The organism is Microbacterium sp. TPU 3598 (assembly GCF_002356155.1).
GTDB lineage: Bacteria > Actinomycetota > Actinomycetes > Actinomycetales > Microbacteriaceae > Microbacterium > Microbacterium maritypicum_A.
The window spans coordinates 3,489,809-3,508,083 of sequence record NZ_AP017975.1; the positions used below are offsets into that span (position 1 = coordinate 3,489,809).

18 protein-coding genes and 1 tRNA gene are annotated in these 18,275 nt (G+C 68.8%); 8 read left to right on the forward strand and 11 right to left on the reverse strand.

Annotation, left to right across the window (positions count from 1 at the left end; genetic code table 11):
* Positions 1-30 precede the first annotated feature (30 nt).
* Complete coding sequence (locus MST3598_RS16640; RefSeq protein ID WP_081860122.1) at positions 31-987, forward strand: alpha/beta fold hydrolase; 957 nt, start codon at positions 31-33, stop codon at positions 985-987.
* Complete coding sequence (locus tag MST3598_RS16645) at positions 926-1,957, forward strand: FUSC family protein (RefSeq protein WP_029259370.1); 1,032 nt, start codon at positions 926-928, stop codon at positions 1,955-1,957. Before MST3598_RS16640 ends, MST3598_RS16645 begins: the two co-directional genes overlap by 62 nt.
* Before the next feature lie 46 nt (positions 1,958-2,003).
* Here MST3598_RS16645 and MST3598_RS16650 read toward each other — a convergent pair whose 3' ends face one another.
* On the reverse strand, positions 2,004-2,522 hold the full coding sequence (locus MST3598_RS16650) for a hypothetical protein (RefSeq protein ID WP_051671056.1): 519 nt from the start codon (positions 2,520-2,522) through the stop codon (positions 2,004-2,006).
* A gap of 1 nt (position 2,523) precedes the next feature.
* The gene (gene dcd, locus MST3598_RS16655) at positions 2,524-3,129 is read right to left on the reverse strand and encodes a dCTP deaminase (protein WP_029259372.1); all 606 of its coding nucleotides are present in this window, start codon (positions 3,127-3,129) and stop codon (positions 2,524-2,526) included.
* A gap of 102 nt (positions 3,130-3,231) precedes the next feature.
* On the opposite strand from dcd, the gene MST3598_RS16660 reads away from it, so the two are divergent.
* The 3 genes from MST3598_RS16660 (at position 3,232) to MST3598_RS16665 (ending at position 3,907) form a co-directional block, all read left to right on the forward strand.
* Positions 3,232-3,305, forward strand: a tRNA-Gly gene (locus MST3598_RS16660).
* Positions 3,306-3,360: 55 nt separating this feature from the next.
* The gene (locus MST3598_RS18785; protein WP_269320231.1) at positions 3,361-3,486 is read left to right on the forward strand and encodes a hypothetical protein; all 126 of its coding nucleotides are present in this window, start codon (positions 3,361-3,363) and stop codon (positions 3,484-3,486) included.
* Entirely contained in the window at positions 3,476-3,907 is a 432-nt protein-coding gene (locus MST3598_RS16665) for an RHS repeat-associated core domain-containing protein (RefSeq protein ID WP_081859626.1), read from the forward strand. Before MST3598_RS18785 ends, MST3598_RS16665 begins: the two co-directional genes overlap by 11 nt.
* 800 nt (positions 3,908-4,707) lie before the next feature.
* On the opposite strand, the gene MST3598_RS16670 is transcribed toward MST3598_RS16665, so the two are convergent.
* A complete protein-coding gene (locus MST3598_RS16670; protein WP_029259374.1) occupies positions 4,708-4,947 on the reverse strand; it encodes a DUF2283 domain-containing protein in 240 nt (79 codons plus the stop codon).
* A 165-nt stretch (positions 4,948-5,112) separates the two neighbouring features.
* Here MST3598_RS16670 and MST3598_RS16675 point away from each other — a divergent pair, with 165 nt between their 5' ends.
* Positions 5,113-6,939: an AMP-dependent synthetase/ligase gene (locus MST3598_RS16675; RefSeq protein WP_029259375.1), complete on the forward strand. Its 1,827-nt coding sequence runs from the start codon at positions 5,113-5,115 to the stop codon at positions 6,937-6,939.
* A 17-nt stretch (positions 6,940-6,956) separates the two neighbouring features.
* Positions 6,957-7,880 carry a DUF1295 domain-containing protein gene (locus tag MST3598_RS16680; protein WP_029259376.1) on the forward strand — a complete coding sequence of 308 codons (924 nt, stop codon included), beginning with the start codon at positions 6,957-6,959 and terminating at the stop codon, positions 7,878-7,880.
* Here MST3598_RS16680 and MST3598_RS16685 read toward each other — a convergent pair.
* Positions 7,846-8,325, reverse strand: a complete 480-nt coding sequence (locus tag MST3598_RS16685; RefSeq protein WP_029259377.1) for a hypothetical protein — start codon at positions 8,323-8,325, stop codon at positions 7,846-7,848. The two genes, MST3598_RS16680 and MST3598_RS16685, sit on opposite strands and share 35 nt — an antisense overlap.
* A gap of 159 nt (positions 8,326-8,484) precedes the next feature.
* Between MST3598_RS16685 and MST3598_RS16690 the strand changes: the two genes are divergently transcribed.
* Positions 8,485-10,041, forward strand: coding sequence for a serine hydrolase domain-containing protein (locus tag MST3598_RS16690; RefSeq protein ID WP_029259378.1), 1,557 nt, complete (start codon positions 8,485-8,487; stop codon positions 10,039-10,041).
* Positions 10,042-10,067: 26 nt separating this feature from the next.
* On the opposite strand, the gene MST3598_RS16695 is transcribed toward MST3598_RS16690, so the two are convergent.
* The 7 genes from MST3598_RS16695 to MST3598_RS16725 are packed head-to-tail and all read right to left on the reverse strand — an operon-like array spanning position 10,068 to position 18,261.
* Positions 10,068-11,477 carry a rhamnulokinase gene (locus tag MST3598_RS16695; RefSeq protein WP_029259379.1) on the reverse strand — a complete coding sequence of 470 codons (1,410 nt, stop codon included), beginning with the start codon at positions 11,475-11,477 and terminating at the stop codon, positions 10,068-10,070.
* On the reverse strand, positions 11,474-13,510 hold the full coding sequence (locus MST3598_RS16700; protein ID WP_029259380.1) for a bifunctional rhamnulose-1-phosphate aldolase/short-chain dehydrogenase: 2,037 nt from the start codon (positions 13,508-13,510) through the stop codon (positions 11,474-11,476). The genes MST3598_RS16695 and MST3598_RS16700 overlap by 4 nt, the downstream gene beginning before the upstream one ends.
* Before the next feature lie 48 nt (positions 13,511-13,558).
* Positions 13,559-14,725: an L-rhamnose isomerase gene (gene rhaI / locus MST3598_RS16705; RefSeq protein WP_029259381.1), complete on the reverse strand. Its 1,167-nt coding sequence runs from the start codon at positions 14,723-14,725 to the stop codon at positions 13,559-13,561.
* Entirely contained in the window at positions 14,722-15,084 is a 363-nt protein-coding gene (locus tag MST3598_RS16710) for an L-rhamnose mutarotase (protein WP_021201642.1), read from the reverse strand. The genes rhaI and MST3598_RS16710 overlap by 4 nt, the downstream gene beginning before the upstream one ends.
* A gap of 58 nt (positions 15,085-15,142) precedes the next feature.
* Positions 15,143-16,174 carry a rhamnose ABC transporter substrate-binding protein gene (gene rhaS, locus MST3598_RS16715; RefSeq protein ID WP_029259382.1) on the reverse strand — a complete coding sequence of 344 codons (1,032 nt, stop codon included), beginning with the start codon at positions 16,172-16,174 and terminating at the stop codon, positions 15,143-15,145.
* Between the two features lie 45 nt (positions 16,175-16,219).
* A complete protein-coding gene (locus MST3598_RS16720; RefSeq protein WP_029259383.1) occupies positions 16,220-17,272 on the reverse strand; it encodes an ABC transporter permease in 1,053 nt (350 codons plus the stop codon).
* The gene (locus tag MST3598_RS16725; RefSeq protein ID WP_036271616.1) at positions 17,269-18,261 is read right to left on the reverse strand and encodes an ABC transporter permease; all 993 of its coding nucleotides are present in this window, start codon (positions 18,259-18,261) and stop codon (positions 17,269-17,271) included. Before MST3598_RS16725 ends, MST3598_RS16720 begins: the two co-directional genes overlap by 4 nt.
* Positions 18,262-18,275: the final 14 nt, after the last annotated feature.

Genomic DNA, 18,275 nt, shown 5'->3' on the forward strand with positions numbered 1-18,275 from the left:
CGTTCGTATTGTTCTGGCGAAGGAGCTCTCATGCCGTCCGTTCCCGCGCTGCTCGCCCGCAGCATCCATACCGCCGCCGCGGTCTCGCCCCGGATCGCGGGCGACATCGCCTACCGCCTGTTCTTCACGACGACTCCGCGGATGGCGGTGCGCGAGGCGGATGCCCCCACCCACGCCGACGCGCGCCGCGGAGGAATCACAGTGCGCGGCGTCGACGTCGCCACGTACGAATGGGGGGCCGGGGCACGAACCCTCCTACTCCTGCACGGATGGCGCGGGCGGGCCTCGCAGTTCGCACCGCTCGTGCGAGAGCTCGTCGCCGAAGGGCTCCGTGTCATCGCGTTCGACGCCCCGGCCCACGGCGCCTCGCCCGGGCGGGGCACCGACATCCGGGACTGGATCGATGCCGCCGAGCAGCTGCAGACCGACCACGGACCGTTCGACGCGATCATCGGACACTCGTTCGGCGCCTTGGCCGCACTGACCATCGCGCGGTCGACCGTTCCCACTCCGGCGGTCGTCGCGATCGCCGGAGCCGCGAGTCCCGACGCCTTCGTCGCCCGGTTCGCCGACGACCTCCGCCTCGACGACGCCACGACGGCGCGCCTCTCCGAGCGGTTCCGTCGGAGGCTCGGCATGGATCGGTCCGAGGTGTCAGCGCGCTATGACGCCGCCCGTCATCCGCTCCCCGCCGGCACCGCACTCCTCGTCGTGCACGACCGTGACGACCGGCGCATGCCCGACCACGATTCCCTCCGGCTGCACGACGCCCACGGCGACCGCTCGCGCCTCGTCCGCACCGAGGGTCTCGGCCACACGCGGGTGCTGTCGGCGGATGCCACGCTCGATGCGGTCGTCGCCCTTGTCACGGGCGCATACCCCCTGACCGCGTCGGAGGATTCCGAGGGCGACGTAGGCTGGATCGGTGGCGGATTCCCGGGGAAGAGTGTGGACCGGCGTTCTGCGCGTCGAACCGCACCGCGGTGACCACAGGGTGGCGCTGCGCGCCGCGGTCAGTGTGGCGGTACCGCTGCTCGTGCTGTGGATGCTGGGACGCCTCGACCTGAGCATCTACGCGAGCTTCGGCGCCTTCGCCGCGCTCTACGGGCGCCATGACGTGTTCCGTGATCGCATCCGGATGCAGGCCAGCGCGGGCGGTGTGATCCTCGCCTCGATGCTCATCGGTACCGCGCTGTCGGTGCTCGCCGCTCCCGCCGCGGTCAGCATCCTCGTCGTCGCGGTCATCGCCTCCGCCGTCACCCTGCTCGCCTACACGATGCGCTGGCATCCGCCGGGGCCGCTGTTCCCGGTGTTCGCGGTCGGGGCGTGCGCCACGATCCCGGCCACCGCCGCCTCGTTCGGCGACGTGCTCGTGGTCGGCGGACCGAGCGTGCTGTTCGGGCTGGCCATCACCGCGCTGGTCGGCATCCTCACGCGCAGCACCGCGGATGCGGCGCCGAAAGTCCGGCAGCCTGTCGGTCCCATCGCCGGGGAGATGGCGGTGTCGGTCGGCATCGCGATCGTGGGTGCGGGCTTCGCCGGTCTGCTGATCATGGATTCGCACTGGTACTGGGCGGCCGTCGGCGCGGTCGCCGCGGTCAGCGGGCCGCAGCTGAATGCCCGGGTGATCCGCGGCATCCAGCGCCTCGTCGGCACCCTGCTCGGCGTCCTGGTCGCAGCAGGCATCCTCGCCATCGACCTGCCGCCGCTCGCCGTCATCGCCCTCGTGGTCGTGCTGCAGGCTGCCGCCGAGCTGTTCGTCGGCCGCAACTACGGCATCGCGATGGTGTTCATCACCCCGCTCGCACTGCTCATGGTGCACCTCGCCGCGCCGACACCGGTCGACATGCTGCTGCAGGACCGCGCGATCGAGACCGTGATCGGCGTGGCTGTGGGCACTCTGGTCGCCGTGGCGTCGGCGGCCCTCCGGCGCCGGCAGCTGCCGAGGCGGGCCTGAGCCTCAGCAATCCTGAGACTCAGCCGTCCAGACCCGCAGGCGACGCCTACGTGATCGACGCGAACGAGATCGATGCCGCGAGATCGACACCGGCGACGTCTGCGCCCGCGAACGGGAAGGTCGTGGTGTTCAGCAGGTATACGCCCACGATGATCGCGGCGACGAAGAGCAGGAACAGGAAGGCGAAGATCACGACAGTGAGCACGCGGTAGCCGCCCGATGTCGGAACCTCTGGCGCGACGGAGGGCAGCGCCCAGTCGTCGGCGACCGCGGCGGGCGGCTCCCCCTCGAGGATGGCGGGAGTCGGACGCGGACGGTCGGAACCACGACGCGTCGCGGGCGGAGGCGGCGGGATCACCGCATCGAGCGTCGATGCGGTCGAGGGGACGTCCGACGGGGGCGGGGTCAGCAAGCCCTCCGGGATCGGGATCTCGGGTGGGGGCGGCGGGATGACGACGTCGGCGGGCGGGATCAGCGGCTCGTCGGGAACCTCGACGCCGTCAGGGGAGAACGGTTCCTCCGGGACGATGGGCTCTTCGGGCCGCGCGCCGCTGACATCGCTCATCTCAGCCTCCGACTGCTCCGATGTCGGTCGTGCCGACATCCGTCCGATGGAAGTTCTGGAACGACCGGGAGGCGGTCGGTCCGCGCTGACCCTGGTACCGGTTTCCGTAGGGGCCGGAGCCGTACGGGTTCTCGGCGGGCGAGGTGAGGCGGAAGAAGCAGAGCTGCCCGATCTTCATCCCCGGCCACAACTTGATGGGGAGGGTCGCGACGTTCGCGAGTTCGAGCGTGACGTGCCCGGTGAACCCCGGGTCGATGAAACCCGCGGTCGAGTGCGTGATGAGTCCGAGGCGTCCGAGCGACGACTTGCCCTCGAGACGTGCCGCGATGTCGTCGGGCAGCGTGACCTGCTCGAACGTCGCCCCGAGCGCGAACTCGCCGGGGTGCAGGATGAACGGCTCGTCGGGGTCGACCTCGATCAGGCGCGTGAGCTCCGGCTGGTCGACCGACGGATCGATGAACGGATACTTGTGGTTGTCGAACAGGCGGAAGTACCGGTCCAGACGCACGTCGATGCTCGACGGCTGGATCATCCCGTCTTCACGCGGGTCGAGGCCGATGCGGCCGGATGCGAGTTCTGCCTTGATGTCGCGGTCGCTGAGAAGCACGGGTTCAGCCTAGTTGCCGGGAGCTTCCGTCGTCGCGCCTGCTTTGGCCAACGGGCACCTGCCAGGTAGGCTGGCGTTCGCCCGCTCCTCGGATGCGGGTACGGGGCTGTAGTTCAATGGTAGAACTTCTGCTTCCCAAGCAGACAGCGCGGGTTCGATTCCCGTCAGCCCCTCCACCTGCCAGTTCGTCGTCGTGTGGTGGCCGGACTACGGCAACCTCCCCTGCCGGACATGCCGGAACTCATCGGGCCTTTCCGCAGCAACATGGCGGCCCTCGCCGTCCGCAACGGTATCCGCCAACAGCAGCGCCGCTCGGAGAAGAAGGCCGACGTCTTCGTCATAAGTCCTGGACCGTGAGCAACATCGACGACATCGAACCGGAGGTCTTTCCAGAGGTCGCGCCCGATTCACCTCGACAAACGCTGCAGTCGCAGCGAACAACCTCCGCTACATCGGTGAGCACCAAGACAGCACCGGGGTCTACAAGCTCGGGGCGCGGTTCTATGACCCGGGCCAGGGCCGGTTCACCCAGATGGATCCCAGTGGCCAGGAACGAAGCCCGTACAGCTATGCCGCGTGCGACCCGGTGAACCTGTCCGACAGCACTGGCCTGGACGTCTCTGCAGACTGCTGGCGCCAAGCCGGAGCCCTCATCGGCCCGTGGATCGAGGCAATCGCGAACCCGCTTCCGTGGATGAAGGTGTACCACGTGGTCGAAGGCATCAACAACTTCAACGACGAGCCCAAGGAGGGTGCCTACTTCGTCTGCGACCAGTGAGCAGACGACAAAGAGAGGGCAGCTACGAGACTGTGGCTTCGGACCTGCACCGCTCCGCATTGGCCGATTCGACCGCGGTGCAGGTCCGAAGCCCCGGATAGGGTGAGCGAATGACGGACCGTCCGGAGAATCAGCGACAACGACCCGCCGGGGACGAGGCGCAGGATCCTCGCGCCCGGTTGAACGAAGTGACTGCTGAACTCGAGGACATCTCTCGGCGACGGCTGCGGCGTCTACCGAACTCATGGACTCCCGCTATAGAACGGCGATCCGAGGAGCTTGAAGAAGAGGCTGACCAGCTCCGGAACAGCCTTGGCGAGCCGCCAGCCACTGGACGCCCGCCGAAGAGAGCCTGGGTCGGGTGGGTGATTCTCGTCGGGGCGGTCATCCTCATAGCCGCCGCCGTCGCTGCATTCAACGGACTCTTCTAGGCCGCCGGGCGGACAGTCGCCCATTCAGCCGCTGACCGTGCGCCCGCACCGCGCACAGCCGCCATATGGCAGCCATCGTTACCCATTCCACCGATAGCCCGGGCGACTGTGCACTCAGTCCCAGGCAGCTAAGCAGGACGCGCGGCTCCGTTCTCGAGCAGGGACGAGATCCAGATCTCCAATCTGATCTGGTATTTCTCTTGAGTTTGTCCGAAGTGGCTATGGAATGCGCACCTCACCAACTCCTCGAGTTCGGCGGAAACATCAGTCCGGAGAACACGTCGAAAGCGCCCCAGTAGTCCGAAATAGCTTTAGAAGTGACATCCATGAAACCCCGGACTCCCCGGGGGTTTTCTCGTTGCCAGCCGGCTACGGCTCCGTCGTCTCGGTGCGGGTGGAACGATCGAGGTCTTGAGCCCGGAGGATTCTCGATGCGCGAAGGACTTCGATACCCAGGAGATGACCCTTCGCGTCGAAATCGAGGATGATCTCGCCCTCTCCGCCAGGGTCACGGATGCCGGCGACCTGGGCGGCGGCTTCGCCTGGGAGGAGTTCGCGACCGATCGAGATGTAGGCGGCGTCCGCCTCCGGGTCGTACCTGACGCTCATCAACCGCCTCCTGCCGTTCTGACGACATGCTGTCTTCCGCACCACGCTGTCTTCCGACGCGAGCCTGCAGATGATCCCATCCGAATCACCATCGGTTCCGAACAACGATCGATGGGCGATATTCGTGCGCCCTCCGCACCGTATGCACGACCGAGAGAAGCCCCGATGATCGAATCGACGACACCGCCACTCGCCGCGCTCGACGGCTACCGCAACGTCACCGACCTGCTCGTGGCGCGCGCCGCTTCGGCTCCGGATCACGTCGCCTTCGAGGTCGAGGACGCGCGCTCCGGGTCGTGGCGGCCGATCACGACGCGCGCCTTCGAAGCCGAGGTGCGCGCGCTGGCGAAGGGCTTCATGGCCCAGGGCATCCGGGCGGGCGACCCGATCGCGATCATGGCGCCGACGCGCTACGAATGGGCCGTCGCCGACCTCGCCGCCTGGTTCGCCGGCGCCGTCGTCGTGCCGATCTACGACACGTCGTCGCCATCGCAGGTGGATGCCATCGTCGCCGATGCCGGTGTGCGCCTGGCGATCGGCGGTACCGCCGAGCACGCGGCACTCCTGCAGGACGCACTGGCGGTGTCGGACTCCGACACGATCGGGGCCTGGACGATGGATGCCGGGACATCCGCCGCCCTCGCCGCGCTGGTCGCGAGCGGCAGCGGCGTCACCGATGAGGAGCTCGAGGCCCGCAGGACGACCGCCACTCAGGACGACCCCGCGACGATCGTCTACACCTCGGGCACCACGGGCGAGCCCAAGGGCGTGGTCCTCACCCATCGGAACTTCCTCGGTCAGGTGCTGAACATCGCCGCGGCGTACAGCGAGATCGTGAACGAAGACGGCAACACCGTCATCTTCCTCCCGCTCGCCCACGTGCTGGCACGCGGCCTCCAGCTGATCTGCCTGGCCAGCGGCATGCGCATCGCGCACCTCTCCGACCCCTCGACGGTCGTCGCCACCCTCGACACGCTGCGCCCGACGTTCCTGGTCGTCGTGCCGCGAGTGCTGCAGAAGATCCAGGCGGCCGCCGCGGGCAAGGCCGCCGACAAAGGACTGGCGGGAGTCTGGGCGAAGGCCGAGTCGACGGCGATCGCCTGGGGTCGCCGCGCCGAGCGGGTCGATGCCGGCAGACGCGTCGCGAGGGACCGCGGCCTCCACGTGCGTCACCGCCTCTTCGACGCCCTCTTCTATCGGCGTCTGCGTGCCGTGATGGGCGGGCGCGTCGGCTACATCCTCTCGGGCGGAGCAGCCCTCGACACCGACCTCTCGCTCTTCTTCCGCGGCATCGGGGTCCCCGTCATCGAGGGCTACGGGCTCACCGAGACCACCGCACCGCTCACCGGCAACCTGCCGGGGCGCATCGCCTCGGGGAGCGTCGGCGCGCCCCTCCCCGGACTCACGGTGCGCATCAGCGACGAGGGCGAGGTGCTCGCTCGCGGCATCGGCGTGTTCGACGGCTACCGCAACCCGGCTCACGACGACGGCGCCTTCGTCGACGGCTTCTTCCGCACCGGCGACCTCGGTCGTCTCGATGCGCAGGGCCGGCTGATCCTCGAAGGGCGGCTCAAAGACGTGATCGTGACCTCGAACGGCAAGACGATCGTGCCGACCCGCTGGGAGAGCGCGGTGGAGGCTCATCCACTCGTCTCGCATGCGGTGATGGTCGGCGAGGGGAAGCCGTACCTCTCGGCGCTGCTCGTGCTCGACCCGGAACAGGCCGCGGAATGGGCCGATTCCGAGGGGGTCAGCGTCAGCTCGAGGACGCCATCCGACATCCGCACGGTGGACGACCCGACGCTGCGCGCTCACCTGCAGCGCGCCGTCGACGCCGCCAACGCACTCGTGGCGCGCAGCGAGCAGGTCCGCCGGTTCAGCGTGGTCTTCGCCGACCTCGACGACCGCGGGCTCGTCACACCCACCATGAAGCTCAAGCGGAGCGTCGTGCTGGATCGCGCGGCCGTCACCGTCGAAGACCTGTACCTCTGAGAAACAGAAAGCACACCATGTCCTCCCCCACGCCCTCCGACGCCAAGTCATCCCGCTCCTCAGTCATCGCGATCCTCGCGGCCCTCGTGATCGGCGCGCTCGTCGCGGTCGCCGGCAGCCAGAACGGCGCGACGATCGGCGGCATCCCGCTGTTCGCCCTGGCCGTCGCGGCCGCGTTCGCGATCCAGGTCATCGCGTTCATCCCGGCGATGCTCCTGCAGACCGAGCGATTCTTCGACCTCACCGGCAGCCTCACCTTCTTCGCGATCTCTGCGGCGCTGGTCCTGCTGACGCCACAGCCCGACGCGCGCAGCTGGATCCTCGCGGGGATGGTGATGCTGTGGGCGGTGCGCCTCGGAACCTTCCTGGCCCTGCGCGTGCACAAGGCCGGCTCGGACGGACGCTTCGACCAGATCAAGGGCTCCCCATTGCGGTTCCTGCAGGTGTGGATCATCCAGGGCGCGTGGGTGTCGCTGACCGCGGCCGCGGCATGGATCGCGATCAGTGCGGACTCCGCCACCCGCGCACCCATCGGATGGCTGACCGTCGTCGGGATCGTCGTGTGGGTTCTCGGCATGGTGGTCGAGATCGTCGCCGACGCGCAGAAGTCGGCATTCCGTGCAGACCCGCGCAACCGGGACGAGTTCATCCGCACGGGACTGTGGTCGCGGTCGCGCCACCCGAACTACTTCGGCGAGATCGTGATCTGGGTGGGCGTGTTCCTCACCGCCGCCCCCGTGCTCGTCGGATGGCAGTGGATCGCCCTGCTCTCGCCGCTGTTCGTGATCCTGCTGCTCACCCGGGTCAGCGGCGTCCCGCTGCTGGAAGCGCGCGCCGAGAAGAAGTGGGGCGATCGCGCCGACTACATCGCCTACCGCGAGAACACGCCGGTGTTGATCCCGAAGCTCACGCGGGGCGCGGTGCAGGAGACGGCGGCGTAGACCGGATCGCGCGACGGGTGAGGAGCGCGACGGGGATGTGACCGGCAGCGAGGACGACCGCGGCGAGCGCGATCCATGGATTGCTCAGCCACCCCGCAGCGCAGAGGAACACGACCACCGGCATGACCGCCATCGGCACCGGAACGCGCCAGAGCGAGGCGTAGAGCAGAGTCTGCTCGCGGCCCTCGACGAGGTACCGACACCACAGCACGTCGTAGGTCGCCAACGCGACAGCGGCAGGAAGCACCCACCACCAGATGATCGCGCCGGGGACCGTGATCGCCGGCACGACGAGGCACAGCGCCTGCCCCGCCCGCTCGACGCCTTCGAGGGGCCGCGGCACGCGCACGACCACGTTCCGCCCGCGCGGAGGGAACCACAGCAGCAGGAGATTGGGAGCGAGCACGACGATGCTCACGATCAGCCCGAGCGGTGAGAACCCCACGCTCGAAGGCTACCGACTTCGTCTGCCCGCACACATCGGGCCCCGACACTCGGTGCCCGCGGACATGACTTCGCCCGCCCGGCACGAGAGTGTGGAGACGAACCGGCGTTCTGCTTGAGAGCACCCGCCGCGAGAGCACGCCCGAACAAAGGAGTCTCCATGTCCAGCGAAACCCTGGTCGTGCCGCTCGTCGACCAGCTCGACGCATTCTTCGGTCAGTACACGGCTGCGGGTCAGTCGCCGGGGCTCGTGTACGGACTCGTCGGCACCGACGGACTGGAGCACACCCGGGGGTTCGGGACCGCCGACGACGACGGCACCGCCCCTGACGCCGACACGGTCTTCCCGATCGCCTCGATGACCAAGAGCTTCGTCGCACTCGGCGCCCTGCTCGCCCGAGACCGCGGGCTCCTCGACCTGGAAGCCCCCATCACCGACTTCTATCCAGAGTGGCACGGCACGGTGGGTGACGAACCGGCTGCCGCCCCGACGCTGCGGCAGCTGCTCAGCATGGGCGGCGGACTCACCGAGGACAACTCGTGGGTCGACCCGTTCCTGGGCCTCTCCGAGGCGGAGCTGGTCGAACGGATCAGACCCGGCTTCAACTACAGCACCCATCCGGGAAGCGCCTTCGAGTACTCGAACATCGGCTTCACGATGGCCGGTCTCGCCGTAGGCAAAGCCGTGAGCCGACGCGTGGAGGACTGGGTCACCGACGAGATCCTGCATCCGCTCGGGATGAACAGCACCTGGTTCGACAACCGCGCACCGGAAGAGGGATTCCGCCGAGCGGTCGGCTACTCGCTGAACACCGACGGCGACTGGGTGGGGTTCCCTCCCGCCGTGTCCGATGCCATGGCCGCAGCCGGCGGCATGCAGTCGACGATCAACGACCTCAGCATCTGGGTGCGCTTCCTCGCCGCCGCCACACAGCCCGCGTCGACACCCGCGAGCGGTGACGATGCCGTCGTCAGCCGGGCGTCACGGCGCGAACTGCAGCGCATCCATCAGGTCGACATCCCGTCGCTCCAGGCACGCCCCGAAGGCACCTGGAAGTTCGTCACCGGGGGCTACGCGCTCGGACTCTTCGTGCGCGAAGACCTGCACCGCGGACGCATCGTCACGCACAGCGGCGGCCTTCCGGGATTCATCCTGAACATGGTGTGGCACGCAGGATCCGGGAAGGGCGTCGTCGTGTTCACCAACAGCCACCGGAGCAACCCGGTCGCCCTGTCGGAGGACGCCCTGTTCCGCGCCCTCGCCTTCCACGACACCCCCGCCCGCACCGTGCAGCCGTGGCCGGAGACGCATCGGCTGATGTCCGCCGCCGACGAGCTGATCCGCTCCTGGGACGACGGTACGGCCGCCGCGATCTTCGCCGACAACATCGACTTCGACCGCCCGCTCTCCCAGCGCCGAGCTGCGATCGACGAGCTCATCGCCCAGGTGGGCCCGCTGCTCCGCGACCGCGGCGCGCCCGAGGTCGTCTCCGCGGCGACCCCGGCGGACATCACCTGGTCGATCCCCGCCGAACGCGGCGAGCTGATCTGCATGATCCACCTCACCCCGGTGCGCCCCGCACAGATCCAGGAGTTCGAGGTGATCGCCGTGGAGCGGAGCGTTCCGCGTGCCGCACGACCGACCGACATCTCCGCCCGGCGCCGCGCCTACGCCCGACCGACCGTGAGCTCGCTGCCGAACACGCGCGTGCTCTGAGCCGCGGCCGCGTTCCCGACGTCGCGTCAGCCTCGCGGATCGAATCGGCGCACCGGGTGTGTCGCCGCGACGAGCGCGCGCAGCCCCTCCAGGTCGGCAGCAGCAGCGCCCAGGGCACGCGCCTGCACGAGCACGTTGCCGAGAGCGGTCGCCTCGACGGGACCGGCCAGCACCGGGAGCCCGGAGCGATCGGCGGTGGCCTGGCAGAGGAGCGCGTTGAGCGAGCCGCCCCCGACGAGGTGGATCACGTCGACCTCGCGGCCCGAGAGGGCGGATGCCGTCCGCACGGTCGCGGCGAAGGCCGCCGCGATGCTCTCCACGATGCTGCGCGCGAACGCCGCACGGCTCGTCGGAACAGAGGCCCCGTCCGCCTGGATCAGCGCGGCGATGCGGGCGGGCATGTCGCCGGGCGCGCTGAGCGAAGGATCGTTCGCATCGAACAGCGGCACCCCATCCGAGACCGCGGCTGCCGCAGCGAGCAGCTCCGCCAGATCGATCGACGCGCCGTCCTCCCCCTCCCACGCCCGCACGCTCTCGCTCAGCAGCCACAGACCGGTGACGTTGTGCAGAAAGCGGTATCGACCATCGACGCCGAGCTCGTGGGTGAAGTTCGCCTCGCGCGCGGCATCCGTCAGCACGGGTTCGGTCAGCTCCAGTCCGACGAGACCCCACGTGCCGCACGAGATGTACGCGGCGGAAGGCGACGTCATCGGCACGGCGACCACTGCCGAGGCGGTGTCGTGCGAACCGACCGCGATCACCGGGAGGTCGGCGCCGATCCGGGCGGCGAGATCCGGACGCAGCGACCCGATCACCGCGCCGGGGTCGATGAGCGGAGGGAGGATGCGCGACGGGATGCCGATGCGCGATGCGAGATCGCTGTCCCACTCGCCGTCGTCCACTCCGAGCAACCCCGTCGTGGAGGCATTCGTCCGCTCCGCCGCGCTGACGCCCGTGAGCAGGAACGCGATCAGGTCGGGGATGAGCAGCGCCACGTCCGCGTCCGCGATCCGCTCGTCGACCCGGTACTGGTACAGGGTGTTGAAAGGCAGGAACTGCAGTCCGTCGCGGGCGTAGAGATCGGCGAACGGAACGATGTCGTGCACCTCTGCGACGCCCCGGGCGGTGCGGGAATCGCGGTAGTGGAACGGCTCGGCGAGAAGAGCGCCGTCCGCGAGCAGCCCGTAGTCGACGGCCCAGGAATCGATCCCGATGCTCTCGATCGCCGGCTCGCGCCGTACCGCCTCAGCCAGCCCCGCCACGACGTGCTCGTACAGGGCCGAGAAGTCCCAGTGCAGACCGTCGTCACGCTCGACAGGGCCGTTCGGGAAGCGCGACACGAGCTCGAGCTCGAGCCTCCCCTCCCCGATCCGCCCGATCATCACACGGCCGCTGGTCGCCCCGAGATCGACGGCCGCGACCGCGCGCACGCTCATCGCAGGAACGCCGCGGCGACGCCGGAGTCGACGGGGATGTGCAGACCCGTGGTGCGGCTGAGCTCGGGACCGGTCAGCACGTAGACCGCGTCCGCGACGTTCTCGGGCACGACCTCGCGCTTGAGGATCGTGCGGTTCGCGTAGTACTGACCGAGGTCTTCTTCGGCGACGCCGTAGGTCGCGGCACGGTTCGCGCCCCAGCCCGAGGCGAAGATGCCGGAGCCGCGGACCACGCCGTCGGGGTTGATGCCGTTCACACGGATACCGTACTCGCCGAGCTCGACCGCGAGCAGCCGCACCTGGTGCGCCTGGTCGGCCTTGGTGGCGGAGTAGGCGATGTTGTTGGGGCCGGCGAAGACCGAGTTCTTGGACGAGATGTAGATGATGTCACCCCCGAGCTTCTGGTCGATGAGAACGCGGGCGGCGGCCTTGGACACGAGGAACGATCCCTTGGCCATCACGTCGTGCTGCAGATCCCAGTCCTTCTCGGTGGTCTCGAGCAGCGGCTTCGAGAGCGAGAGCCCGGCGTTGTTGACCACGAGGTCGACACCGCCGAACGCGAGCACCGCCTCGTTCAGGGCGGCCTGCACGGCCTCGGCGTCGGCGACGTTTGCCGCGATGCCGATCGCGACATCGGTGTTGCCGAGCTCGGCGGCCGCGGCCTGCGCCTTCGAGGCGTCGAGGTCGGCGACGACGACACAGGCGCCCTCGGCCGCGAGGCGGTTCGCGATGGCCTTGCCGATGCCGGATGCGGCGCCGGTGACGAAGGCGATACGGCCCTGGTGCGACTTCGGCTTCGGCATGCGCTGCAGCTTGGCCTCCTCCAGCGCCCAGTACTCGATGTCGAACTTCTCGGCGTCGGAGATCGGCGAATAGGTCGACAGGGCCTCGGCGCCGCGCATCACGTTGATCGCGTTGACGTAGAACTCGCCGGCGACGCGGGCGGTCTGCTTGTTCGCACCGTAGGAGAACATGCCGACACCGGGGATCAGCACGATGAGCGGGTCGGCGCCGCGGATGGCAGGAGACGTGGCCGTCGCGTGCGCGTCGTAGTACGCCTGATAGTCGGTGCGGTACTGCTCGTGCAGCTCGTGCAGGCGCGCGATCTGCTCCTCGGCAGACGCCGTGGCCGGCAGGTCGAGGATCAGCGGCTTCACCTTGGTGCGCAGGAAGTGGTCGGGGCAGCTGGTGCCGAGCGCGGCGAGGGCGGGCGCCTGTTCCGACGCCAGGAAGTCGAGGACGACGTCGGCGTCGGTGAAGTGTCCGACCATCGGCTTGTCGGTCGAGGCGATGCCCCGGATGGTGCCGGCGAGGGCCGCAGCGCGCTCACGGCGCTCGGACGCGGGGAGGGCCTCGAAGCCCGAGCGGACGCCGCCGAACGGGTCGGCCTTGCCGTGCTCGGCGATGTAGGCGGCCGCGGTGTCGATGATCCAGAGGGAGTTCGCCTCGACCTCCTCCGACGTGTCGGCCCACGCAGTGATGCCGTGTCCACCGAGGATGCAGCCGATCGCCTGAGGGTGCTGCTTCTTGATCTCGGCGATGTCGAGTCCGAGCTGGAAGCCGGGACGACGCCACGGCACCCAGACGACCTTCTCGCCGAAGATCTTCGTGGTCAGCGCTTCGCCGTCTGCCGCGGTGGCGATCGCGATGCCCGAATCGGGATGCAGGTGGTCGACGTGCGCGGCGTCGACCAGGCCGTGCATGGCGGTGTCAATCGACGGGGCGGCACCCCCCTTGCCGTGCAGGCAGTAGTCGAAGGCGGCGACCATCTCGTCTTCGCGGTCGAGTCCGGGGTACACGTCGACGAGCGCGCGCATGCGGTCGAGGCGCAGCACGGCGAGACCGCTCTCGGTCAGGGTGCCGAGGTCGCCGCCAGAGCCCTTGACCCACATCAGCTCGACCGGCTGGCCCGTGACGGGATCGGTCTCGGTGCCCTTGGCCGAGGTGTTTCCTCCGGCGTAGTTGGTGTTCTTCGGGTCGGCGCCGAGGCGGTTCGACCGGGCGATCAGAGCGGCGGCGGTGGCGTTGGTCATCTCAATGTCTTTCGAAGGGATCACGGGAGGGGAACAGAGGACCTGCGGTCAGGCGCCCCAGCCGGCCTGCACTCCGCCCACCCGCTCGGCGGCGATCCGCTCCTGGTAGCCGGAGGCGAGATAGGCGGCCATCGGATCGGCGGCGAGACCGCGCGACTCCCGCCATTCGGCCAGGGCGGGCCGCACGTCGGTGTAGAAGGCATCCATGAAGAGGGCGTTCGCGGCGAGCACGTCGCCCGACCTCTGGGCAGCGGCGAGCGCGTCACGGTCGACGAGCAGCGCACGCGCCGTCATCTCCTGCACGTTGAGCACCGAGCGGATCTGGCCGGGGATCTTGTCCTCGACGTTGTGGCACTGGTCGAGCATGAACGCCACGTCGGGGTTGTTCAGGCCGCCACCGCGGATCACCTCGAACAGGATGCGGAACAGCTGGAACGGGTCGGCCGCGCCCACGATCAGGTCGTCGTCGGCGTAGAAGCGCGAGTTGAAGTCGAACGAGCCGAGCTTGCCGAGGCGCAGCAGCTGCATCACGATGAACTCGATGTTCGTGCCCGGGGCGTGGTGGCCCGTGTCGAGGCACACCATCGCCTTGTCGCCGAGCGCGCTGACCTGCGCGTACGAGGTGCCCCAGTCCGGGACGTCGGTGTGATAGAACGCCGGCTCGAAGAACTTGTACTCGAGCACGAGGCGCTGGTGGTCGCCGAGGCGGTCGTAGATCTTCTGCAGCGAATCCTGCAGGCGGTCCTGGCGCCCGCGCATGTCGGCCTGGCCGGGATAGTTCGACCCCTCGGCCAGCCAGATCTTGAGGTCGCGGCTGCCGGTCGCATCCATCACGTCGATGCAGGCCAGGTGGTGGTCGATCGCCTTCCGCCGGATCGCGGCGTCCTCGTGCGTGAGGGCGCCGAACTTGTAGTCATCGTCCTGGAACGTGTTGGAGTTGACCGTGCCGAGGGTGACTCCGTGATCCTCGGCGTGCGTGCGCAGATCGGAGTACGAGTCCACCACGTCCCACGGGATGTGCAGCGCCACCGCGGGAGCGAGTGCCGTGTAGCGGTTGACCTGGGCGGCGTCGGCGATCTTCTCCCACGGATCCCGCGGGGTGCCGGGGGTGCCGAACACCTTGAAACGCGTGCCGGAGTTGCCGAAGGCCCAGCTGGGGAGCTCGATGCCCTGCTTCTCGAGGATGGCGAGGTTCGAGGAGGTGAGGATGCTCACGATGCACTGCTTTCGTTCTGGAGACCGGAGGAGGAGAGCTGGTCTTCGAGGTGGAACACCTCGGGAAGTGTGGGGGCGGCCTGGTCCGGTCGGCCGTCGAGACCGACGAAGAAGCGACTCATCTCGGCCTCCCAGCGCGCGGCGACGGGCGACGCGGCGAGATACGCCTGGGCCGCGGCGTCGTCATCGGTCTCGTAGTAGCCGATGAGCTCACCGTCGGGAGCGAGGAACAGCGAGTAGTTGCGGCGTCCGGCCGCCGCGATCTCGGCGAGCATCTCCGGCCACACGGGCGCGTGACGCTCGCGGTACTCGTCCAGGAGCTCCGGTCGCACCTGGAGCTTGACGCATACGCGGGTCATGAGGGCCTTTCTGCGAGCGCCCGGCCGACCACTGTGCCGGCCGGGCGCCCGGTGTCCATCAGAAGTCGAACTCGCCGATGTTGTCGGCGTTGAACACGAACGGGTCGCCGAGCAGCACCACGCCGTCGTCTCCGACCGTGTACTCGCCGAGGTCACCGGCGGTGAAGCTGTCGCCCTTCTTGCCCGTGATGTCGCCCTCGATGAGCGCCTGCGCCGCGAAGGCCGCGAGGTAGCCGAGGTCTTCCGGGTTCCACAGCGCGAACGACGTGACGGTGCCGTCCTCGACGTATTCGCGCATCTGGTTCGGGGTGCCGAGACCGGTGAGGGCGACCTTGCCCTTGTAGTCGGAGGTGGACAGGTAGCGGGCGGCTGCCGCGATGCCGACCGTCGTGGGCGAGATGATGCCCTTGAGGTCAGGGTGGGTCTGCAGCAGGGCCGCGGTCTTGTCGAACGACGTCTGGTCGTCGTCGTCGCCGTAGACGGTCTCGACGAGCGTGATGTCGGGGTAATCGCTGGCGAGGTACTCCTTCATCAGGTCGATCCAGGCGTTCTGGTTGGTCGCGTTGGCCGAGGCCGAGAGGATGGCGATCTCTCCGGCGCCGCCGATCTGCTCGGCGATCTGGTCGACCTGCACCTTCGCGATGCCCTCGGAGTCCGCCTGGTTGATGAAGACGTCGCGGCATTCCGGGTTGGTGTCGGAGTCGAAGGTGACGACCTTCACGCCGGCGTCGCGCGCTTCGTTCAGCGCGTCGCAGATCGCCTTCGGATCGTTCGCCGAGACGACGAGCGCTCCGACGCCCTGCTGCGTGGCGGTGTTGATGTAGCTGACCTGTGCGTCGGGGGTGGCCTCGGCCGGCCCGACCTCGGCGAACGTGCCGCCGAACTCCTCGACGGCCGCCTTGCCGCCCTTGCTCGACGTGTCGAAGTAGGGGTTTCCGAGGTTCTTGGGCAGGAAGGTGATGGCGAGGTTGCCGTCTCCGCCGCCGTCGCCGCCGTCTCCGCTGCCGGTGCTCGCGCATCCGGACAGGGCGACCGCTGCGGCCACCGCGATGGCGGCGAACGCGGTCACACGCTTGCGTGCAAACATCATTGTTCTGTTCCTTTCGTGAGGGGTGCCGCTATTGCGGCGTCGGCGTCATGAAGCTGTGGGTGCGGCGCCGGTGGTCGAACGTCCTGGTCTGCGCCGAGCCTTCTGCAGCCAGGCGAGGATGCTGGCGGCGACCACCGAGACGATCAGCAGGGCGCCGGTGATGATGTTGATCACGTCGGAGGTCACGTTCATCAGTCGCAGCGCGCTGGCGAGTGCGCCGATGAGCAGGGCCGCGGCGACGACGCCGTAGAGCTTTCCCCGCCCGCCGAACACCGAGACTCCTCCGAGCACGACGGCCGCGATCACCTGCAGCTCGAGGCCGGTGGCGTTGTCCCCTCGCGCACTGCCGTAGCGGAGCGTGTAGAACACCCCCGCGAACGCGGCGACCACCCCGGAGAGCACGAAGAGGATGAACTTCGTCCGCTCCACGTGCACGCCCGAGAACCTGGCGGCGTCCTTCGACAGTCCGATCGCGTACACACCACGCCCGAACGGGGTGTAGTGCAGCAGGAGGATGAAGCCCACCAGCAGGAGCAGGAAGGGGATCATGACCACGGGGATCGTCGTGCCGGCGAGCTTCGCCTTGGCGAGGTCGGTCCAGAACTCGGGGAACTCCGTGACCGCCGCGGTGCCGAGCAGGCCGACCGCGAGGCCGCGGAACAGCGCGAGGGTTCCGATGGTCACCGCGAGCGAGGGCAGGCCGACGACGGTCACGAGGAACCCGTTGAAGGCACCGCCGACCAGACCGACGAGCAGCGCGGCGAGCGCGGCGACCTCGAAGGGGATCCCGCCCTGCACGAGCGCTCCGGTGACGACGCTGGAGAGCCCCACCATGCTGCCGACCGACAGGTCGATCTCGCCGGTGATCATGACGAGCGTCATCGGCAGGGCGATCAGGAGGATCGGGGCGATGTCGAGGAGCAGGTAGGTGAGCGTGATCGGCTGACCGAAGCCGCGCACCGTGCTCGCGGAGGCGATGACGACGAGGACGAGCAGGGCGACGATCGCCATCTCCCTCGTGAGGAGCACACGCCGCCAGAGCGGCTTGTCGAAGTCGCGGATCACCCGGGTGGTCGCGGTCGCGGTCGCGGCGGTCATGACTTGTCCCTCGCTTCGATGAGCCGTCGTTTCTGGCGGACGGCGAGGACACGGTCGAGCACGATCGCGCCGATGATCAGGAGGCCGACGACGGCGCGCTGCCAGAAGTCGGGGATGCCGAGGATGGGAAGGGCCCGGTTGATCGTGAGCAGCAGCACCGCACCGATCGCCGCCCCCCAGACCGAGCCGATGCCGCCGGTGATCGCGACGCCGCCGATCACGGCCGCGCCCACCGCATCCAGCTCCCACCCGGCTCCGGCCTGCGAGTTGATGGTGCCGTAGCGGGCGGCGTAGAACACTCCGGCGAGACCGGCGAGTGCACCGGAGACGACGAAGGCGGTCAGCACGCGGCGCGTGACGCGGAGGCCGTAGAGCTCCGCGGCCGCGGGATCGGATCCGATCGCGTAGTACTCGCGGCCGCCGCGGGTGTTCTTCATGTACCAGGCGGCTGCGGCGAGCACGATGAGTGCGACGATCGTGAGGATCGGGATGCCGATGAGCTGCCCGGTGCCGAGGGCGAGGAAGTCCTTCGGCATGTCGGAGGCGTTCACCCGGTCGCTGCCGGTCCACAGCACGTTGATGCCGCGGTAGGCGTAGAGCGTGCCGAGGGTGATCACCATGGCGGGCACTTTGGCGAAGGCGACCAGCGCCCCGTTGATGAGTCCGAGGAGGGCTCCGAACACGACGGCGGCCACCACCACGATCGTGATCGGGATGCCGGGAACGTCGATGAACAGGCGACCGGTGAGGTAGGCGGTGAGCCCCATGACCGAGCCGACCGAGAGGTCGACGTTGCGGGTGATGAGGACGATGGCCTGTCCGACGGCGACGAGCACGAGGATCGAGGGCGTCAGGAGCAGGTCGCGCCAGCCGTCGGGGCTGAACAGGAAGTTCGAGTTGTTCGTCGTCGCGGCGATGATCACGAGCGCCAGGGCGAGGAGGATGCCGAACTCCCGCGCCCTGCCGAGGGCTGCGAGCCTCTTCGTCATCGAGGAGACGGGGA

Excerpts from the sequence above, each read along its gene's own strand:
- MST3598_RS16695 (WP_029259379.1), bottom strand. The coding sequence starts at position 11,477 with ATGAGCGTGCGCGCGGTCGCGGCCGTCGATCTCGGGGCGACCAGCGGC.
- rhaS (WP_029259382.1), bottom strand. The coding sequence starts at position 16,174 with ATGATGTTTGCACGCAAGCGTGTGACCGCGTTCGCCGCCATCGCGGTG.
- MST3598_RS16690 (WP_029259378.1), top strand. The coding sequence starts at position 8,485 with ATGTCCAGCGAAACCCTGGTCGTGCCGCTCGTCGACCAGCTCGACGCA.
- MST3598_RS16725 (WP_036271616.1), bottom strand. The coding sequence starts at position 18,261 with ATGACGAAGAGGCTCGCAGCCCTCGGCAGGGCGCGGGAGTTCGGCATC.
- MST3598_RS16650 (WP_051671056.1), bottom strand. The coding sequence starts at position 2,522 with ATGAGCGATGTCAGCGGCGCGCGGCCCGAAGAGCCCATCGTCCCGGAG.
- MST3598_RS16640 (WP_081860122.1), top strand. The coding sequence starts at position 31 with ATGCCGTCCGTTCCCGCGCTGCTCGCCCGCAGCATCCATACCGCCGCC.
- MST3598_RS16700 (WP_029259380.1), bottom strand. The coding sequence starts at position 13,510 with ATGACCAACGCCACCGCCGCCGCTCTGATCGCCCGGTCGAACCGCCTC.
- MST3598_RS16675 (WP_029259375.1), top strand. The coding sequence starts at position 5,113 with ATGATCGAATCGACGACACCGCCACTCGCCGCGCTCGACGGCTACCGC.
- MST3598_RS16710 (WP_021201642.1), bottom strand. The coding sequence starts at position 15,084 with ATGACCCGCGTATGCGTCAAGCTCCAGGTGCGACCGGAGCTCCTGGAC.
- MST3598_RS18785 (WP_269320231.1), top strand. The coding sequence starts at position 3,361 with ATGCCGGAACTCATCGGGCCTTTCCGCAGCAACATGGCGGCCCTCGCC.
- MST3598_RS16670 (WP_029259374.1), bottom strand. The coding sequence starts at position 4,947 with ATGAGCGTCAGGTACGACCCGGAGGCGGACGCCGCCTACATCTCGATC.
- MST3598_RS16680 (WP_029259376.1), top strand. The coding sequence starts at position 6,957 with ATGTCCTCCCCCACGCCCTCCGACGCCAAGTCATCCCGCTCCTCAGTC.
- MST3598_RS16720 (WP_029259383.1), bottom strand. The coding sequence starts at position 17,272 with ATGACCGCCGCGACCGCGACCGCGACCACCCGGGTGATCCGCGACTTC.